Origin of the sequence: Microbacterium sp. SSM24 (assembly GCF_025989145.1) — a bacterium.
GTDB lineage: Bacteria > Actinomycetota > Actinomycetes > Actinomycetales > Microbacteriaceae > Microbacterium.
Genome location: NZ_JAPDNQ010000001.1, coordinates 1,280,145 through 1,299,601 on the forward strand (window position 1 = coordinate 1,280,145; position 19,457 = coordinate 1,299,601).

Annotated in this window: 16 protein-coding genes; 14 read left to right on the forward strand and 2 right to left on the reverse strand. The window is 70.3% G+C overall.

Annotation, left to right across the window (positions count from 1 at the left end):
• The first annotated feature begins 143 nt into the window (after window positions 1-143).
• The 3 genes from OL358_RS05860 to OL358_RS05870 all read left to right on the forward strand — a co-directional run bounded on the left by OL358_RS05860 (window position 144) and on the right by OL358_RS05870 (window position 4,340).
• Window positions 144-1,826 carry a glycoside hydrolase family 13 protein gene (locus tag OL358_RS05860; protein ID WP_264709006.1) on the forward strand — a complete coding sequence of 561 codons (1,683 nt, stop codon included), beginning with the start codon at window positions 144-146 and terminating at the stop codon, window positions 1,824-1,826.
• Window positions 1,827-1,867: 41 nt separating this feature from the next.
• Complete coding sequence (locus OL358_RS05865; protein ID WP_264709007.1) at window positions 1,868-2,887, forward strand: LacI family DNA-binding transcriptional regulator; 1,020 nt, start codon at window positions 1,868-1,870, stop codon at window positions 2,885-2,887.
• 223 nt (window positions 2,888-3,110) lie between these two features.
• A complete protein-coding gene (locus tag OL358_RS05870) occupies window positions 3,111-4,340 on the forward strand; it encodes an amidohydrolase (protein ID WP_264709008.1) in 1,230 nt (409 codons plus the stop codon).
• A gap of 218 nt (window positions 4,341-4,558) precedes the next feature.
• Here the strand turns inward: OL358_RS05870 and OL358_RS05875 are convergent, their stop codons facing one another.
• Window positions 4,559-5,200, reverse strand: coding sequence for a hypothetical protein (locus OL358_RS05875; protein WP_264709009.1), 642 nt, complete (start codon window positions 5,198-5,200; stop codon window positions 4,559-4,561).
• A gap of 635 nt (window positions 5,201-5,835) precedes the next feature.
• Window positions 5,836-6,930 (reverse strand): VanZ family protein, encoded by a 1,095-nt coding sequence (locus OL358_RS05880; RefSeq protein WP_264709010.1) that lies wholly within the window; start codon window positions 6,928-6,930, stop codon window positions 5,836-5,838.
• Between the two features lie 74 nt (window positions 6,931-7,004).
• Here OL358_RS05880 and OL358_RS05885 point away from each other — a divergent pair, with 74 nt between their 5' ends.
• The 11 genes from OL358_RS05885 (at window position 7,005) to OL358_RS05935 (ending at window position 19,431) form a co-directional block, all read left to right on the forward strand.
• Complete coding sequence (locus tag OL358_RS05885; protein WP_264709012.1) at window positions 7,005-9,140, forward strand: APC family permease; 2,136 nt, start codon at window positions 7,005-7,007, stop codon at window positions 9,138-9,140.
• Between the two features lie 50 nt (window positions 9,141-9,190).
• The gene (locus OL358_RS05890; protein WP_264709013.1) at window positions 9,191-10,474 is read left to right on the forward strand and encodes an aminotransferase class V-fold PLP-dependent enzyme; all 1,284 of its coding nucleotides are present in this window, start codon (window positions 9,191-9,193) and stop codon (window positions 10,472-10,474) included.
• The gene (gene sufU / locus OL358_RS05895) at window positions 10,471-10,914 is read left to right on the forward strand and encodes a Fe-S cluster assembly sulfur transfer protein SufU (protein ID WP_264709014.1); all 444 of its coding nucleotides are present in this window, start codon (window positions 10,471-10,473) and stop codon (window positions 10,912-10,914) included. Before OL358_RS05890 ends, sufU begins: the two co-directional genes overlap by 4 nt.
• A gap of 105 nt (window positions 10,915-11,019) precedes the next feature.
• Window positions 11,020-11,205 (forward strand): hypothetical protein, encoded by a 186-nt coding sequence (locus tag OL358_RS05900; protein WP_264709015.1) that lies wholly within the window; start codon window positions 11,020-11,022, stop codon window positions 11,203-11,205.
• Between the two features lie 296 nt (window positions 11,206-11,501).
• The gene (locus OL358_RS05905) at window positions 11,502-11,630 is read left to right on the forward strand and encodes a hypothetical protein (RefSeq protein ID WP_264709016.1); all 129 of its coding nucleotides are present in this window, start codon (window positions 11,502-11,504) and stop codon (window positions 11,628-11,630) included.
• A complete protein-coding gene (locus tag OL358_RS05910; protein ID WP_264709017.1) occupies window positions 11,627-11,716 on the forward strand; it encodes a potassium-transporting ATPase subunit F in 90 nt (29 codons plus the stop codon). Before OL358_RS05905 ends, OL358_RS05910 begins: the two co-directional genes overlap by 4 nt.
• Complete coding sequence (gene kdpA / locus OL358_RS05915; RefSeq protein WP_264709019.1) at window positions 11,716-13,398, forward strand: potassium-transporting ATPase subunit KdpA; 1,683 nt, start codon at window positions 11,716-11,718, stop codon at window positions 13,396-13,398. Before OL358_RS05910 ends, kdpA begins: the two co-directional genes overlap by 1 nt.
• A gap of 3 nt (window positions 13,399-13,401) precedes the next feature.
• The gene (kdpB, locus tag OL358_RS05920; RefSeq protein ID WP_264709020.1) at window positions 13,402-15,573 is read left to right on the forward strand and encodes a potassium-transporting ATPase subunit KdpB; all 2,172 of its coding nucleotides are present in this window, start codon (window positions 13,402-13,404) and stop codon (window positions 15,571-15,573) included.
• 19 nt (window positions 15,574-15,592) lie between these two features.
• The gene (gene kdpC, locus OL358_RS05925; RefSeq protein WP_264709021.1) at window positions 15,593-16,207 is read left to right on the forward strand and encodes a potassium-transporting ATPase subunit KdpC; all 615 of its coding nucleotides are present in this window, start codon (window positions 15,593-15,595) and stop codon (window positions 16,205-16,207) included.
• Between the two features lie 27 nt (window positions 16,208-16,234).
• A complete protein-coding gene (locus OL358_RS05930; protein WP_264709022.1) occupies window positions 16,235-18,754 on the forward strand; it encodes a DUF4118 domain-containing protein in 2,520 nt (839 codons plus the stop codon).
• Entirely contained in the window at window positions 18,751-19,431 is a 681-nt protein-coding gene (locus OL358_RS05935) for a response regulator (protein ID WP_264709023.1), read from the forward strand. Before OL358_RS05930 ends, OL358_RS05935 begins: the two co-directional genes overlap by 4 nt.
• The last annotated feature ends 26 nt before the right edge of the window (window positions 19,432-19,457 follow it).

The following is a 19,457-nucleotide window of genomic DNA, read 5'->3' on the forward strand; positions in this document are numbered from 1 at the left end:
CGCCCGCCGATCCGGCGGGACGACAGACCCCGATGCAGGAAGAGAGGCGTGCGGGGTCACCGCTGATACCCGCCCGGCGGCATCCGGTGATCTGCCGGTGTGCGGGCATGGGCCGATGTAAGCGCTTGCAGTACACTGGCCCGATGACTTCCCCGCAGACCGCCGAGCGCGTCGATGCGCCGTCCACCGCAGCCGGCCGCGAGTGGTGGCGCACCGCCGTCATCTACCAGATCTACCCCCGGTCGTTCTCCGACAGCACGGGCGACGGCGTCGGCGACCTGCCCGGCATCACGTCGCGGCTCGACGATCTGCGCGACCTCGGCGTCGACGCACTGTGGCTGAGCCCGTTCCAGCGCTCCCCGCAGAAGGACGCCGGCTACGACGTCGCCGATTACTGCGACGTCGACCCGCTCTTCGGCACGCTCGCCGACTTCGACGAGATGCTCGCGCAGGCGCACGCGCGCAGCATCCGCCTCATCGTCGACCTGGTTCCGAACCACTCGTCCGACCAGCACGTGTGGTTCCAGCAGGCGCTGGCCGCGGCGCCCGGAAGCGTCGAGCGCGCGCGCTACATGTTCCGCGACGGCCGAGGCGTCGAGGGCGAGCTCCCGCCGAACAACTGGGAGTCCGTGTTCGGCGGCCCCGCGTGGACCCGGGTGGTCGAGCCCGACGGCACCGCGGGCCAGTGGTACCTGCACCTGTTCGACTCGTCGCAGCCCGACTTCGACTGGTCCAACGAAGAGGTGCGCGAGGAGTTCCGCCGCATCCTGCGGTTCTGGCTCGACCGCGGTGTCGACGGCTTCCGCGTCGATGTCGCACACGGCCTGGTGAAGGCTGCGGGCCTCCCCGACTACACGCCCGACCCCGAGTCCGGCTCGATGGGCGGCGAAGAGGCGAACGTGCCCTACTGGGGCCAGGACGGCGTGCACGAGGTGTACCGCGACTGGCACAACCTGCTCGCCGAGTACGACGGCGACCGCGCCCTGTGCGCCGAGGCGTGGCTGCCCACGCCTGAGAAGACCGCGCTGTGGGTGCGCCCCGACGAGATGCACCAGGCGTTCAACTTCGCCTACCTCGAGACGACGTGGGAGGCCCCCGCCCTCCGTGCCGTGATCGCCGAGTCGATCGCCGCCTACGCGGCCGTCGGCGCGCCGAGCACGTGGGTGCTCTCGAACCACGACGTCGTGCGCCACGCCTCCCGCCTCGCCCTCACCGCCGAGAACCCGCAGGGTCACGGCATCGGCCCCGACTCCCCCGGCAAGCCGATCCCCGAGGTCGGTCTGCGCCGCGCCCGCGCCGCGACGACGCTCATGCTCGCGCTGCCCGGCTCCGCCTACCTCTACCAGGGCGAGGAGCTCGGCCTTCCCGAGGTCATCGACATCCCCGGCGACGCCCGTCAGGACCCGACCTGGTTCCGCACGAACGGCGAGCGCTACGGCCGTGACGGCTGCCGCGTGCCGATCCCGTGGTCGGCCGACGCGCCCGCGTACGGCTTCAGCCCGAACGGCGCGGCGTGGCTTCCCCAGCCCGCTGAGTGGGCGACGCTCGCCCGCGACGCCCAGGCGGGCGACCCCGGATCGACGCTGTCGCTGTACCGTTCGCTCATCGCAGCGCGCCGCGCGCGCGGTCTCGGTGACGGCACGCTCGAGTGGCTGAAGGGCTTCGGAACGGATGCTGTCGCCTTCCGCAACGGGAACGTGACCGTCGTCGGCAACACCGGTGCCACGCCGATCCCCCTGCCGGACGGTATCGTGATCGCGGCGAGCGGCCCGATCGACGGCGGTGAACTGCCGGCCGACACGACGGTCTGGCTCGCGAACGACTGACAGGCGACCGGCTGCGGGCCGGAGCGAGAGGTGAGGGCGACGTGGTCAGCATCGACGAGGTGGCGCGGCATGCCGGCGTCTCGACGGCGACCGTCTCGCGCGCCCTGAGCGGTCGCGGCCACGTCTCCGATGCGACCAAGGCGCGCGTGGAGGCGGCGGCCAAGAGTCTCGGCTACGTCGTCTCGGCATCCGCATCGAGTCTCGCCTCCGGCCGCACCCGCAACATCGGGGTGCTCGTGCCCTTCCTCGATCGCTGGTTCTTCTCGACCGTGCTCTCGGGCATCGCGTCCGCTCTCATGCGTCGCGGGTACGACATCACCCTGTATGCGCTCACCGCCGACCGCGGCGAGCGCCGAGACGTGTTCGACACGTTCCTGCGCCGTCAGCGGGTGGACGGCGTGATCGCGATCTCGATCGAGCTCGGCGAGGAGGAGACCCGCCAGCTGATCGAGCTCGACCTCCCCGTGATCGCGATCGGCGGACCCAACCCGAGGCTCACGACCCTGACGGTCGACGACGTCGCCGTCGCACGGCTGGCCACCGAGCACCTGCTCGCGCTCGGTCACCGCGAGATCGCGCACATCGGCGCCAGCCCCGAGTTCGACATCGACTTCCACATCCCCACGCATCGCCGGCAGGGCTTCGAGCTCGCACTGGCGGATGCCGGCATCCCGGTGAAGCCGTCGCTGTTCGAGCCCGCCGACTTCACGATCGAGGGCGGGTTCCGCGCCGCGAAGCAGCTCCTCGGCCAGCCGGGCGGACGGCCGACGGCGATCTTCGCGGCATCCGACGAGATGGCCATCGGCGCGCTGCTGGCCGCACGCGAGCTGGGGTACCGCGTGCCCGAGGACCTCTCGGTCGTCGGCATCGACGGTCACGAGCTCGGCGAGTTCTTCCGTCTGACGACGGTCGACCAGTTCCCGCTCGGCCAGGGCGAGCGGGCCGCCGACGCGATCCTCGCCGAGCTGGAGTCGAAGGGTGCCGCGGCCCCGGTGCACCAGCCCGGCGAGCTTCCGTACGAACTGATCGTGCGCGGCTCGACCGCCCGCCTGTCCGGCTGACCGACCGAGTCCGCGGATCCCACGCCCGCGCCGAGACCCGCGCGTACCGAACTCCGCGCGTACCGAACTCCGCGCGTACCGAACTCCGCGCGTACCGAACTCAGGACGAATGGCGCCCCGACGGAGCTGGGCGGCGATGTGCGTGGTCACCGGCCGCCGCCATCCTGAGTTGGGTACATCGGCCCGACTCGCCGGCCGACAGGCCCCGGTTAGGCTCGGACACATGACGATCGACCTCGAGGCCCTGTACATCGACCTGCACCGGCATCCGGAGCTCTCGTTCCAGGAGACCCGCACGGCGGGGGTCGTCGCGAAGCACCTCGAGGAACTCGGCCTCGAGTTCGAGGAGGGAATCGGCAAGACCGGCGTGGCCGCGGTGCTGCGAAACGGCGACGGCCCGGTCGTGTGGCTGCGAGCCGACATGGACGCGCTCCCCGTGCCGGAGCAGACCGGTCTCGAATACGCGAGCACCGCGCGCGGCACGGACCCCGCGGGCACCGACGTCCCCGTCATGCACGCGTGCGGCCACGACATGCACGTCTCGGCGCTGCTCGGCGCCCTCGAGCAGCTCGTCGCGACGAAGGACGAATGGAGCGGCACGATCGTGGCCGTCTTCCAGCCCGCCGAGGAGTACGGCGCCGGGTCTCAGGCGATGATCGCCGACGGCGTGCTCGACCGGTTCCCGAAGCCCGACATCGTGCTCGGGCAGCACGTCACCCCGCTCCCCGCCGGCACGATCGGCGTGCGCAGCGGAACCCAGATGGCGGCATCCGACGGACTCACCGTGACCCTGCTCGGTCGCGGCGGACACGGGTCGCGCCCCCACTCGACCATCGACCCGGTGGTGATGGCGGCCGCGACGGTCATGCGCCTGCAGACCGTCGTGTCGCGCGAGGTCGATCCGCGGGACGTGGCCGTGGTCACGGTCGGCTCGATCCACGCGGGCCTCAAGAACAACATCATCCCGGCGGAGGCGAGGCTCGAGCTGAGCCTGCGCTATCCCGACGACGAGGCGCGAGCCCGCATCCTCGAGAAGGTGGAGCGCGTCGTGCGCGCCGAAGCGCAGGCATCCGGTGCCGAGGAGCCGCCCGTGATCGAGATCGACCACTCCCTGCCGCCGACGATCAACGACGTCGACGCCACCGCGCGCCTGCGCCTCGCGTTCGACAGGGCCTTCGGCGAGGGCACCGTGATCGACCCCGGCATGTTCACGGGCAGCGAGGACGTGTCGTGGTTCGCGCGCGAGTCCGGGGTGCCTCTCGTCTTTTGGTTCTGGGGCGGCGTCGACCCGGCCGCCTACGCGGCGGCGACGGCGGCCGGCACGGTCGAGCGCGACATCCCCACCAATCACTCGCCGTTCTTCGCGCCGGTTCTCCAGCCGACGCTCGACAACGGCGTGCGCAACCTCGTGGTCGCCGCGCGCGAGTTCCTGGGATCTGCCGCCGGCGAGTGAGATCCCGGATGCTTCGGCACGAGGCATCCGCTCGTCATCGCGAGCGCCGCGTCGCGACGACAGTGCGGGGTTCGGACCCCGCACCCCTTCGGAAGCCAGACGAGGTACCGAGACTGGAGCCGCCTCCGGTGCCTCAATCAGCACGGCGCTTGAAGCCCGGTGAGACGGTCCGGATCACTTGACAGACCATCCCACCGATCTCTGTTAGTGGCGGCCTCCTATTCGTCGATGATCATGTCGCTCGCTGGCTGCGTGATCGTCGATCCGTATCCCGCCGTGTAGCCGGTCGATGTGGCCGTGGACTGGGAGCTTCGTGCTGCGGCCGAGCCGGGAGGGCGATTCCCATTTGCGAAGGCGGTGTCAACCCACCACGGGCATGCGTCAGCCTTGTTGGCATTGACACAGTAGGTCGTGAGCACTCCTGGCGACGCGTTGAGGCGGACGTTGTAGTACAGCGACTTCGTAGCGGTTTCGACGACCGTTCTCACCTCGACTTCGGCGGTGATTGTCCACCGCCCGTTGATGACCTGCCATTTTTGCGCCCACGCCTTGTAGAGACGTTGTGTTCCCTGAGCCGTTCCGCCGTCGGGATTGAGAGTGGGAAACTTCACGGTGTTGTACTTCGTAATCGCGTGCTTGCCCTTGATCTTCGCCCAGCCAAAGCCCGCCTTCGTCGAAGTGTTGTATGTCCCCTGGTACAAGACGACGTTTCGACCCTTGGAGTCCTTCCACGCTGACGCCACGGTGTTTCCTGCCGCCACGGCGGCTCCTGCCGGAATCAAAACCACCAAGAGCGTGGCGAGCATCATGGTGAGCAGGCTCTTGCGCGCGAAGGGACGAACTCGTGTCGTCGTGTCCATCTGTGTCATCCAATCTCCCATCGGTCGATGGGGAGTGGTCCATGCCAACCGATTGGCTCATCGGTTCCAGCGAGTTCTTGCGCCCAAGGCCAGGAGTGTCGGCTGCCCGGCCCGGATGGGTCAGTAAGGTCGCCTGCGACGGCGGTGTCGGCGATATCTTCTGGCGAAGAGGGAAAGAACGACCGAATCTGATCCGCAGCTTCATAAACGCGACCAACTAGTGGCGCGCTGGGCCCCTCTTCCCGGTAGATCACCACCGCGTGCGTTCCATCGAACACCGCGCCCGCGACCCAGACGAACGGCAGGACGGTACTCGTCGAGCGGCTCTGCACCTGAGCGAGAAACCGCTTACACCAATCCTCCGTCGCAACTGACCCATCATCCATCCGATTCATCAGCAACCTCGTCCTCCTAGCCGACGACCGTCAAACCTAGCCTCCACGTAAGCAAAACCCTCGAACCACGCCTCCACACAAAGAGACGGCGAGACACCCTCGTTCATGACGTCGTGCTCGTGTCCCATCTTCGGTGGACACGAGCGATCCATCCATGAGTGGGTCGGATGAGCCAGCCTGTCCTCGGGTCCGCCGCCGCCGAGTGAGATTCCGGATGCGTCGGCACGAGGCATCCGCTCGTCATCGCCAGTGCGCAGCCGGGCGGCGCGGCGGCGTGTCGGGGTCGATCGGCTCGCGTGCGTCGACGACGCGCTGCCCCGACACCAGCCCGGGCAGGCCGCGGGCATCGCGGGTCGTGAAGACCAGCACGATCGAGGCCACGGCGTAGAGCCAGCCGATGAGATCCCATGCGCCGGGCAGGGCGAACAGCACCAGGAAGCCGCCGATGCCACCGGCGAAGCGGAGCGTGCGCGCCAGACCCTCGGGGAGGACGCCTCCCTCGTACCGCAGCTGGACGGCGAGATCGCCGACGGTGCGTCCGGTGACGAGGACCACCACGAACCACACCGCGATGCCCGCCGTCGACGCGACCGTCGTGGCGGCGCTGCCGTCACGGACCTCGACGTCGGCGCCGAGCGCCGCCAGAGCGATCTGGAAAGCGACCCCGACCGCGAGCGAGACGAGCCACGCGCCGACGGCGTCGCACACCATCACCAGCAGCCGGCGCGACCGGGTCACGGGACGCGGCAGGTACGCGTCGGGAGACCGGACCATGCCTCGGTGACGACGCGGCACGGCCAGGCCGAGGAGAGAGCCGACCACGGCGCCGATCGTGTTGGTGAGGAGGTCGTCGACGTCGAACACGCGATAGGCGCACGGGTACAGCCCCCACACCCCGGTCAGCTGCGTGAACTCGACGAACCCCGAGACACCGAGGCCGGTGAGGGTGGCGACCACCACGCCACGGCCACCGAGGACCCGGACAAAGAAGCCGAGCGGGACGAACAGCAGCACGTTGAGCAGAAGCTGCAGAGCGGCCGGGTCGGTGAGTGCGGTCGTGGGTCGCGACGCGACACCGCGCAGATCGTCGACGAAGGCGAACAGTTCCGTGTTCGTCCCCGCACACACCATCGCCTGGGGATCGGGGAGGGGGAGGAGCGTGTGCGTCCAGATCGCCATGAAGTACACGAGGGCCGCGGCCCACAGGGTGAACCGGCCGAAGGTGAGACCGCCGCGCCGGCGATAGCTGACGGCGACGAAGGGGACGAAGAGGATCACGCCCGCCGCGAAGCCGAGCGCGATCGCGAACCCTCCCAGCAGGAGCCGATCGTCCACGGTCAGATCCTCCCAAAATTCCGCCCGCATGGATTCCGTGAGGATGGCCGTCTCGATGGATCCTCACGGAATCCATGCGAGTAACATCGCCCGCCGTGACGATCGAAAACCGCGAGCCGACGGAAGAGCCGCCGCGCGCGAAACGCCTGATCCTCGGCGACCCCCTCACCTCCGAGAAGCTCGACGACCAGCTGCTGCCCAAGCGCCGCGCGCTGCCGATCTTCGCATCCGACGCGCTGAGCTCCGTGGCCTACGCCCCGCAGGAGCTGCTCATGATCCTGCTCATCGGCGGGACCGCGTTCCTCGCGTTCGCACCGTGGGTCGCGACGGCGGTCGTCGTGCTCCTCATCGTCGTCGTGCTCAGCTATCGCCAGCTCATCAAGGCGTATCCGTCGGGCGGTGGCGACTACGAGGTCGCCCGCAAGAACCTCGGCGAGAAGTCGGGTGTGGTCGTCGCCGCCGCGCTGCTCGTGGACTACGTGCTCACCGTCGCCGTGTCGGTGGCATCCGGCGTCGACAACATCATCTCAGCGATCCCCGAACTCGATCCGGGGCGCATCGAACTCGCCGTCGGATTCGTCATCCTCATCGTCATCGTGAACCTCCGTGGGGTGCGCGAGGCCTCGTTCGCGTTCGCGATCCCCACATACGTGTTCATCGGCTCCGTCGCGGTGATGATCGTCGTCGGACTCGCCCGCACGGCGCTCGGCGACCCGCCCGTGGCATCCAGCGCGGAGTTCGCCGTCCACGGCGAGGAGCTGACGCAGGCGGCGATGATCCTGCTGGTGCTTCGTGCGTTCTCTTCGGGATGCTCCGCCCTCACCGGCGTCGAGGCGGTGTCGAACGGCGTGCCCGCGTTCCGCCGCCCCAAGGTGGGCAACGCGCAGATGACGCTCGTGCTCATGGGCAGCATCGCGATCGTGCTCTTCGCGGGCCTCACGGCTCTGGGTCTCATCTCGGGCGTGCACTACGCGGAGAATCCCTGTCACCTCATCGGGTTCGACTGCGCGACGCAGGTGCAGCCCAGCCTCATGGCGCAGATCGCCGCCGGAACGTTCGGCATGGGCTCGATCCCGTTCTACGTCATCCAGGCGGCCACGGCGTGCGTGCTGCTTCTCGCCGCGAACACCGCCTTCAACGGGTTCCCGCTGCTCGGGTCGGTGCTCGCCCGCGACGGCTACGCGCCCAAGGCGCTCAACACCCGCGGCGACCGGCTCGTGTACTCGAACGGCATGATCATCCTCGGCATCGCGGCGATCGCGGTGCTCGTGATCTATCAGGCCAACCTGACCACTCTCATCCAGCTGTACATCATCGGCGTCTTCGTGTCGTTCTCGCTCGGACAGATCGGCATGGTGCGGCACTGGCGCAGGTCGCTGCGCGAGCTTGCGGCGCTGCCGCCGGATGCTGCGTCCCAGGAGTCCGCGGCGGCCACGCGCCGTGCCGCGTACACCGGGCTCGTCATCAACGGCATCGGGGCGGCGATGACCATCTCGGTGCTGCTGATCGTGACCATCACCAAGTTCACGCACGGCGCCTGGCTGGTGTTCATCGCGATCCCGATCCTCGCGATCCTCATGGTCGGCGTGAACCGGTACTACCGCGACGTCGAGCACGAGATCGAGGTCGACGACAGCACGCACTTCGGCGCGGAGGGCGACGTCGCGCTCGTCCTCGTGAACAGGCTGCAGAAGCCGGTGATCAAGGCGATCGACTACGCCCTGGCCGCCAAGCACGAGAACACCTTCGCGGTTCACGTGGCCGTGAGCGCCGAGGAGTCGGCCGCGCTGCAGCGGCAGTGGGACGAGCACCGCATCCCGATGAAGCTGGTCATCATCGAGTCGCCGTACCGCTCGTACGCGGCGCCGATCGCGAAGTTCATCAAGAAGTACCGGGAGTCGCACGGCTCGTCGGTGGTCACCGTCTACCTGCCGCAGTACATCGTCGGCCACTGGTGGGAGTCGCTGCTGCACAACCGCCGCTCCCGCCGCATCGCGCAGCAGCTGATGCTGGTGCACGGCGTGAGCATCACGCTCGTGCCGTGGCTGCTCGACTCGTCCGAGCTCATCTACGGCCGCCGCTCGCGCCCGCTGCCCGGCGAGGATCGCGCGGGACGCCCGTCGACACCCGAGATCCATCGTGCCGGCCGGCGGGCGACTCGGCCCGCGGGTCCCCCGCTCCCAGAGAAGGAGCCCGTCTCCGGGGCATGACCGAGGACTGCGGCAGCCCGCGGGCGGGCGGCACGGCGTAGCCTGGAAGGGTGACATCTCCCGCGCCCGTGCTCGACCTCGCGGCCATCCGCGCCGACTTCCCGCTCCTCGGCGAGCGCGTCGGCGACGGCCCCCTCGTGTACCTCGACTCCGCGGCCACGAGCCAGAAGCCGCAGGCCGTCATCGACGCGGAGGTGTCGTTCCTGACCCGCTCCAACGCCGCGGTGCACCGCGGGGCGCACACCCTCGCGGCGGAGGCCACCGAGCTGTTCGAGGACGCCCGGGCGACCGTCGCCGGCTTCGTCGGAGCGCAGCCCGAGCAGCTGGTCTGGACGAGCGGCGCCACGGCCGGACTGAACCTCGTCGCATACGCGATCGGCAATGCGACGCTCGGCCGGGGAGCACCCGCGAGCAGGCGGTTCGCCCTGCGTCCCGGCGACGAGCTCGTCGTCACCGAGAGCGAGCACCACGCCAACCTCATCCCGTGGCAGGAGCTCGCCGCGCGCACCGGCGCGGTGCTTCGTCATATCCCGGTCCGCGACGACGGGACGATCGATACGGATGCCGCGGCATCCGTCATCTCGGACCGCACCCGACTCGTCGCCTTTCCGCACGTCTCGAACGTGCTGGGCATCGTCAACCCGGTGGAGCAGCTCGTCGCGCTCGCCCGCGAGGCCGACGCCCTCACCGTGCTCGACGCGTGCCAGTCGGCCCCGCACCTGCCTCTCGACCTGCCCGCGCTCGGCGTGGATCTCGCGGTGTTCTCGGGTCACAAGATGCTCGGCCCCTACGCGATCGGCGGCCTGTACGGACGCACCGAGGTGCTCGAGGCGCTTCCGCCGTTCCTCACCGGCGGCTCGATGATCACCACCGTGACGCTCGACGAGGCGTCCTACCTGCCGCCGCCGCAGCGGTTCGAGGCCGGCACGCAGCCGGTGTCGCAGGCGATCGGCCTCGCCGCGGCGGTCCGCTACCTCGACGGCGTCGACATGGCGGCCGTCCATGCGCACGAGCGCGCACTCGAAGAGCGCATGGGCGAGGGCCTGCGCGGCATCCCGGGCATCCGCCTGCTCGGCGACGCCGAGGGTGTGGAGCGGGTGGGGCTGTGGGCGTTCGACGTCGACGGCGTGCACGCGCACGACGTGGGCCAGTTCCTCGACTCGCGCGGGATCGCCGTGCGCGTCGGGCACCACTGCGCCCAGCCGCTGCACCGCCGCTTCGGCCTGACCGCCTCGGTGCGCGCGTCGGCGGCGCTGTACAACACCCCCGACGAGGTCGACGTGTTCCTCGACGCCGTCGCGGGCGTGCGCTCGTTCTTCGGAGCGGGCGCATGAGCGGGCTCGAGTCGCTGTACCAGGAGCTCATCCTCGACCACTCGAAGCGCCGCGTCGGCTTCGGACTGGCCGACGAGGAGGGGCGCTCCGCGACCTCGCACCAGCACAACCCGCTGTGCGGCGACGAGATCACGCTCCGGCTGAGGCTCTCCGACGACGGGGAGACGGTGCGCGACGTCACGTGGGAGGGCAACGGCTGCTCGATCTCGCAGGCATCCGCCTCGATGATGACGGAGCTGGTCGAGGGGATGCCGCGGGGCGAGGCATCCGCTCTCATCGACGGCTTCCGCGAGGCCCTGCGCTCCCGCGGCACGATGGAGCTCGACGAGGACGTGTACCTCGACGCCGCCGCGCTGTCGGGCGTCTCGAAGTACGTCGCGCGCGTGAAGTGCGCGATGCTCGCGTGGGTCGCGCTCGAGGACGACCTCGCCCGCGCCTGATCCCCTGAACCGCCGCGGCGCGTGCCGCGAGGATCATCCTTCCGATGGACCCGCATGCGTCCGGGGACGGATGCCGCCGCCCGCGCGACTTCGTAGCGTCGAAGCATGATGCACTCGACCGCGACCACGGCCCTCTCACGCGGTCGGGCGCCGCGGGCGTCCGCAGTAGGCGCGGCACTCCTCGCGATCGCCGGGAATGTGCTGGTCGTCGCGATCCTCGGCCTCGCCGCGCTCGTCACGCTCGCCGCTGCGGTGCTCGTGTTCGGCGGAGGTCTCGCCGACCTGGTCTGACCCCGTTCGCGCGGTCGATTCCGGCATCCGCGTATGTTGCGCGGACACGCGGATGCAGGAACCGTGCGCGCGAGGCGCGAGCGGCGGGCCGAGGCCTCCGCTCGAGACGCGGGATGTCGTAGGCACGGCGTGAGGGCGGCGTGAGCGTCCCGTGAGGGCGGCCTCGACGGCCGCATGGATCCCGTGAGTGCGCACCGGGCGGCATCGGCCCCGGTGTTGCATCGGAGACGTGTCCGCGCCACCGCGGACGACCGTGCGGCCACTGCCGCGCGGGCCGCGTCCCCCTGGAGTCCTCCGTGCTCGATGTCATCTACCTCGTCGCGACGTTCGTGCTCTTCGCACTCGTCGGCCTGATCGCGAAGGGCGCCGAACGGCTCGTCGCCGACGACGGCGCACCCGCGTCGAGATCGGAGGATCGCCCGTGATCGTCTTCTCGCTCGCCGGCGCCGCACTCGGCGTCGCGGCGATCGTCTATCTCGTGATCGCTCTCGTGAAGCCGGAGAAGTTCTGATGGATGCCGCGACAGTGTGGACCGGCATCCTTCAGATCGCCACCGTCCTGCTCGTCCTCGCCCTGATCTATCGCCCGCTCGGCGACTGGATCGCCCGCACCTTCAGCGGCGGCGCGGACTGGCGCGTCGAGCGGGGCATGTACCGCCTCGTCGGCGTGGACTCGGGCTCCGAGCAGACGTGGCAGGCCTACACGCGCGGCGTGCTGGCCTTCTCAGTCGTGGGGGTGCTCTTCGTCTACGCCCTGCAGCGGCTGCAGAGCGTGCTCCCGTACTCGATGGGGCTGCCGGCCGTGCCCGAGGGGCTCGCCTTCAACACCGCGGTGTCGTTCGTCACCAACACGAACTGGCAGTCGTACTCGCCCGAACTCACGCTGGGCTACACCGTCCAGCTCGCCGGCCTCGCGGTGCAGAACTTCGTCTCGGCCGCGGTCGGCATCGCCGTGGCCGTCGCCCTGGTGCGGGCCTTCGCGCGGCGCGGCGCACCGACGATCGGGAACTTCTGGGTCGATCTCACACGCGGACTCACCCGGGTGCTGATCCCCCTCGCCATCGTCTCGGCGGTGGCCCTGATGGTCGCCGGCGTCGTGCAGAACGTCAACGGCTTCGTCGGCGTCGACACGATCAGCGGCGGGACGCAGACGATCCCCGGCGGTCCGATGGCGTCGCAGGAGGCCATCAAGCTGCTCGGCACCAACGGCGGCGGGTTCGCGAACGCGAACTCGGCCCACCCCTTCGAGAACCCCACGCCATGGTCGAACGTCCTCGAGATCCTGCTGCTGCTCGCGATTCCCGTCGCCCTTCCGCGCGCCTTCGGCCGGATGGTCGGCGACAACCGCCAGGGCTACGCGATCCTGGCGGCGATGGCCTCGATCGCGATCGTCTCGATCGCCGCCGTGACGTGGCTCGAGTCGCTCGGGCTCGGCACCGCGCCGCAGCTGGCAGGCTCCGCGATGGAGGGCAAGGAGGTCCGCTACGGCATCTTCGGCTCCACCCTGTTCGCGGGGGCGACCACGCTCACCTCGACCGGTGCGGTCAACTCGATGCACGACTCCTACACCGCGCTCGGCGGCATGATCCCGATGGTCGACATGATGCTCGGCGAGATCGCTCCGGGCGGTGTGGGCTCGGGCCTGTACGGAATGCTCGTGCTCGCCGTCATCGCGGTCTTCGTCGGCGGTCTGCTCGTGGGACGCACGCCCGAGTACCTGGGCAAGAAGATCGGACCCACGCAGATCAAGCTCGCGAGCCTGTACATCCTGGTGACGCCGGCGCTCGTTCTGGCGGGAACTGCGCTGAGCTTCGCGATCCCGGCGATCCGCGCCGACGTCGAATCGACGTCGATCTGGAACCCCGGCGTGCACGGACTCGGCGAGGTGCTCTACGCCTTCACCTCCGCGGCGAACAACAACGGGTCGGCGTTCGCCGGTCTCACCGCGAACACCCCGTGGTTCAACACGGCGCTCGGTGCCGCGATGCTGCTCGGCCGGTTCATCCCGATCGTGCTCGTGCTCGCCCTCGCGGGATCGCTCGCCGCGCAGCAGTCCGTGCCGTCGACCTCGGGCACGCTTCCCACCTATCGCCCGCAGTTCGTCGGCCTGCTCGCCGTCGTCGCAGTCGTCATCACCGCACTCACCTACTTCCCCGTTCTCACGCTGGGTCCCCTGGCGGAAGGGCTCGTCTGACACATGTCCACCTTCACTCTCGTACCGACCGATGGGCCCGTCTCGGGCTCGGCGACGGTCACTCCTGCCCGGTCCTCGTCGCGCGCGTTCAGCGCTGCCCAGCTGTGGGCCGCGCTCCCGGGGGCGCTGCGCAAGCTGAACCCGGCTGCGCTGTGGCGCAATCCCGTGATGTTCCTCGTCTGGGTCGGCGCCGCGCTGACCACCGTCATCGCGATCGCCGAGCCCTTCGTCGGCGGCCCCGAGTCCTCGGGCGGCACCGAGGTGCCGTTCGGATTCACCTGGGGGATAGCGATCTGGCTCTGGCTGACCGTGCTCTTCGCGAACCTCGCGGAGTCGGTGGCCGAGGGCCGCGGCAAGGCGCAGGCGGCGACGCTCCGGGCGACGCGGACCTCCACGATGGCGCGACGGCTCGCCGGATACGACGCGACGGCGGATCCCTCCGCCGAGCTCGCCGAGTCCGTCGACGTCCCCTCGTCCGAGCTCAGGCTCGGGGACGTCGTCGTCGTCACGGCCGGCGAGCTCATCCCCGGCGACGGTGACATCGTCGACGGCATCGCGACCGTCGACGAGTCGGCGATCACGGGTGAGTCCGCGCCGGTGGTGCGCGAATCCGGCGGAGACCGCTCGGCCGTCACCGGCGGGACGCGAGTGCTGTCCGACCGCATCGTCGTCCGCATCACCTCGAAGCCCGGCGAGACGTTCGTCGACCGCATGATCGCGCTCGTCGAGGGGGCGAGCCGGCAGAAGACGCCGAACGAGATCGCGCTGAACATCCTGCTGGCCAGCCTGTCGATCGTGTTCGTGATCGTCGTCCTCACCCTCAACCCCATCGCGTCGTACGCGGCGTCGCCGGTGAGCGTTCCCGTGCTCGTCGCGCTGCTGATCTGCCTCATCCCGACCACGATCGGGGCCCTGCTGTCCGCCATCGGGATCGCGGGAATGGACCGCCTCGTGCAGCGCAACGTGCTGGCGATGTCGGGCCGCGCCGTCGAGGCCGCGGGCGATGTCACCACGCTGCTGCTCGACAAGACCGGGACGATCACCTACGGCAACCGCCGCGCATCGGACTTCGTCACGCTCCCGGGCGCGACCGACGGCGAGCTCGCAACGGCCGCCGCCCTCTCGTCTCTCGCCGACCCGACGCCCGAGGGTGTCTCCGTGGTCGAGCTGGCGGCGATCCGCGGCATCCGTGTGACGGCTCCCGATGGCGCGACGAGCGTGCCCTTCACCGCGCAGACGCGCATGAGCGGCGTCGACCTCGCCGACGGCACGCAGGTGCGCAAGGGCGCCGGATCGGCCGTGCTCGCCTGGCTCGAGGCATCCGGTTCCCCCGTCTCGCCGTCCGCGCGCTCCCTGCTCGTCAGCGAGACGGATGCCATCGCTCAATCCGGCGGCACGCCGCTCGTCGTCGCGACGATCGACGCCACCGGAACCGGACGCCCCCTCGGCGTCGTGCACCTCAAGGACATCGTCAAGGACGGTCTGCGCACGCGGTTCGCGGAGCTGCGTGAGATGGGCATCCGCACGGTCATGATCACCGGCGACAACCCGCTGACGGCCGCCGCGATCGCGAAGGAGGCCGGTGTCGACGACTACCTCGCCGAAGCGACCCCCGAAGACAAGCTGGCGCTCATCCGGCGGGAGCAGGCGGGCGGAAACCTCGTCGCGATGACCGGTGACGGCACGAACGACGCCCCGGCACTCGCGCAGGCGGATGTCGGAGTGGCGATGAACACCGGCACCTCGGCTGCGAAAGAGGCCGGGAACATGGTCGACCTCGACAGCGACCCGACCAAGCTCATCGACATCGTGCGGATCGGGAAGCAGCTGCTCATCACGCGCGGCGCCCTCACGACGTTCTCCCTCGCGAACGACATCGCGAAGTACTTCGCGATCATCCCGGCGATGTTCATGGGGATCTTCCCGGGACTCGCGGCGCTCAACATCATGCAGCTGAGCTCGCCCGCATCGGCGGTGACGAGCGCGATCATCTTCAACGCGGTCGTCATCGTCGCACTCATCCCGCTGGCGCTCCGGGGTGTGAAGTACCGCGCGGCGAGTGCGTCGAGCACGCTCAGCCGCAACCTGCTGATCTACGGACTCGGCGGGATCATCGCCCCCTTCGTCGGCATCAAGCTCATCGACCTCGTCGTGAGCCTCATCCCCGGCTTCTGAGCCCGGATCGGAGACGCACATGTCCACCACCACCCGCACCACCGTCCGCACCGCCGGCGTCGCCGTCCGCGCGATGCTCGTCTTCACCGTCGTGCTCGGCCTCGGCTACGCGCTCCTGATCACGGGCATCGGCCAGTTCGCCCTCCCGTGGCAGGCGAACGGGTCGCTCGTGCGCGACGCCGACGGCGAGACGGTCGGGTCGGCCCTCATCGGCCAGTCCTTCACGGATGCCGACGGGGCTCCGCTCCCCGAGTACTTCCAGTCCCGCCCGTCCGCGGCCGGCGACGGCTACGACGGCGGCGCCTCGAGCGGCTCGAACCTGGGTCCGGAGAACAGCGACCTCGTCACCGCCATCGAGGACCGCCTGGCCGCGATCGCCGAGCTCGAGCGGGTCGACGTGTCGGAGATCCCGGCCGACGCGGTCACGGCCTCGGGCTCCGGCCTCGACCCGCACATCAGCCCCGCGTACGCGCAGCTGCAGGTCCCGCGCATCGCGGCGGAGCGCGGCCTCGATGAGTCCGCCGTGCGCGACCTGGTGGCGCAGCACACCGCGGGCCGCGACCTCGGGTTCCTCGGCGAGCCCCGGGTGAACGTGCTCGCACTGAACCTCGCCCTCGACGGGCTCGTCCGGTGACGCTCGAGCGGGTCGTAGGGTGATCACGTGAAGCGCGGGAAGCTCAGGGTCCTGCTCGGCGCCGCCCCCGGCGTCGGCAAGACCTTCGAGATGCTCGAGGAGGGTCGCAGGCTCTCGGCCGAAGGTCGCGATGTCGTCATCGGCTTCGTCGAGACCCACGGGCGCGCGGCCACCGCCGAGCAGGCCGACGGGCTCGAGCTCGTGCCGCGGGCGCTCGTGTCGCACCGCGGGGTGGAGCTGCCCGAGCTCGACGTCGACGCAGTGGTGACGAGGCATCCGGATGTCGCTCTCGTCGACGAGCTCGCCCACAGCAACGCCCCCGGTTCAGCCCACGCCAAGCGATGGCAGGACGTCGATCGGATCCTCGACGCCGGCATCGACGTGATCACGACCGTCAACGTCCAGCACATCGAGTCCCTGAACGGTGTCGTCGAGCAGATCACCGGCGTCACGCAGCGCGAGACGATACCGGATGCCGTGGTGCGCGGCGCCGATCAGATCGAACTCGTCGACCTCGCCCCTCAGTCGCTGCGCGACCGCCTCTCCGGCGGGCTCGTCTACCCGGCGGAGCGCATCGACGCAGCACTGTCGAACTACTTCCGCCTCGGCAACCTCACCGCTCTGCGCGAACTGGCGCTGCTCTGGCTCGCCGACGAGGTCGACAGCGCCTTGCGGTCCTATCGCGCCGAGCACGGGATCGACGGGACCTGGCAGGCTCGCGAACGGGTCGTCGTCGCCCTCACCGGCGGAGACGAGGGTGAGACCCTCCTCCGGCGCGGGGCACGCATCGCCGCGCGCTCGGCCGGCGGGCAGCTGCTGGCGGTGCACGTGTCGGGGCAGGACGGTCTGCGCCGCGGCGACCCGGGTGCGCTCGCCGAGCAGCGGGCACTCGTCGAGTCGCTCGGCGGCAGCTACCACCAGGTGGTCGGTGACGACATCCCGCGCACGCTCGTGGAGTTCGCCCGCTCGGTCGACGCGACGCAGCTCGTGATGGGAGCCAGCCGCCGCGGCCGGGTCGCCGCCGCCCTCACCGGACCCGGAATCGGCGCGACGGTGATCCGCGAATCGGGCGACATCGACGTGCACATGGTGACCCACGCGGCTGCGGCGCGCAGGTACCTGCTGCCGCGCCTCAGCGGCGGCGCGCTGAGCGTGAAGCGACGCGTGCTCGGCTTCACGGTCGCCCTCGTCGGCGGACCGCTGCTGACCTGGCTCCTCGTGGCGACGCGCACCGAGGAGACGATCACCAGCGACGTCCTCGCCTACCAGCTGCTCGTCGTGATCGTCGCCCTCGTCGGCGGGATCTGGCCGGCGGTGTTCGCCGCCGTCATGTCGGGACTCACGCTCAACTACTTCTTCGTCGAGCCGTTCCACACCGTCTCGATCGCCGATCCGCGCAACGCGTGGGCCCTCGCGCTGTACGTCGTCATCGCCGTGCTCGTGAGCTTCATCGTCGACCGCGCCGCTCGCGCGGCGCGCGCCGCTCGTCGCTCGGCTGCAGAGTCCGAGCTCCTCGCCACCGTCGCGGGCAGCGTGCTGCGCGGCCAGAGCGCCGTGCCGGCGATGGTCAGCCGCACGCGCGAGTCCCTCGGCCTCGCCGGGGTGCGACTCATCGCCGCCGACGGGCGCGTGCTCGCCACCGACGGCGAACCCGTGCGCGACGGGCGCTACGAGGCGGTGCCCGTCGGCTGGCTGAGCGGCGGCGGTCCGCGCGCGACCCTCGAGCTCCACGGAAACACGCTGGACTCGTCGGAGCGGCGACTCGTCGACGCGATCGTCGCGCAGCTCTCCGCGGCGCTCGAGCACTCCGACCTCGCCGAGACGGCCCGCGAAGCGAGCATCCTCGCCGAGACCGATCAGGTGCGCTCGGCCCTCCTCTCCGCGGTCAGTCACGACCTGCGTCGCCCGCTCGCTGCCGCGGTCGCCGCGATCGGCGGCATCCGTGCAGCCGGTCCGGGATTGTCCGTCGCCGACCGGGAAGAGCTGCTGGCGACCGCCGACGAGTCGCTCGGCACGCTGTCGGCCCTCGTGACCGACCTCCTCGACGTGAGCAGGGTGCAGGCGGGAGTGCTCGCGGTGTCCCTCGCCTCGGTCGATACGGCCGAAGTCGTCATGGCCGCGCTGGACGAGCTGGGCGCCGGGCCTGCCAGCGTCGAGCTCGCCCTCGACCCCGCGCTCCCGCCCGTCGACGCCGACCCGGTGCTCCTGCAGCGGGTGTTCGTGAATGTGCTCGCGAACGCGCTCCGCCACTCGCCCCAGGGCGCGCGCGTGCGCGTCGCGACGAGCCAGCTGGGCGGTACCGCCGAGGTTCGCATCGTCGATCACGGTCCGGGCATCGCGGCCGAGCGCCGTGAGGACATGTTCGCTCCGTTCCAGCGCCTCGGCGACGTGGACAACACCACGGGTCTGGGCCTCGGTCTCGCCCTGTCGAGGGGTTTCACCGAAGGCATGGGCGGAGCCCTGACCCCCGAGGACACCCCCGGCGGGGGCCTCACCATGGTGATCGCGCTCCCGGTCGCGGTCGCCGATCGCGAAGGAGTGTCGTGAAGGTCCTGATCGCCGACGACGACCCGCAGCTCGTGCGCGCGCTGCGCATCACGCTCGCCGCCCACGCGTACGACGTCGTCGCCGCCCCGGATGGCCAGGCCGCCATCGCCCTCGCGGCGAAGGAGCACCCCGACATCGTGATGGTGGACCTCGGGATGCCGCGCCTCGACGGGGTGCGCGTGATCGAGGCCCTGCGCGGGTGGACCTCGGTGCCGATCATCGTCGTGTCCGGCCGCACGGGCTCGGCCGACAAGGTGGAGGCTCTGGACGCCGGCGCAGACGACTACGTCACCAAGCCGTTCCAGATCGATGAGCTGCTGGCCCGCCTGCGGGCGCTCTCCCGGCGCACCGCGGCGAGCGCCAACGAGCCCGTGGTGTCGTTCGGCGACGTCCGCGTCGACCTCGCGGCGAAGCTCGTCACCCGCGGCGGGTCGCCCGTGCATCTGACGCCGACCGAGTGGCGCATCCTCGAGTTCCTCGCCCGCAACGCCGGCGCCCTGGTGACGCGCCAGGCTCTGCTGAAGGACATCTGGGGCACCGAGCAGGTCACCGACACGGGTTACCTGCGGCTGTACCTGTCCCAGCTGCGGAAGAAGCTCGAGACCGACCCCGGCCGCCCCCGCCACCTCTTGACGGAGTCGGGCATGGGCTACCGCCTGGTGCTCGACCCCGCCTGATCCCTGCGCAGCGCGGAGCGTCCCGC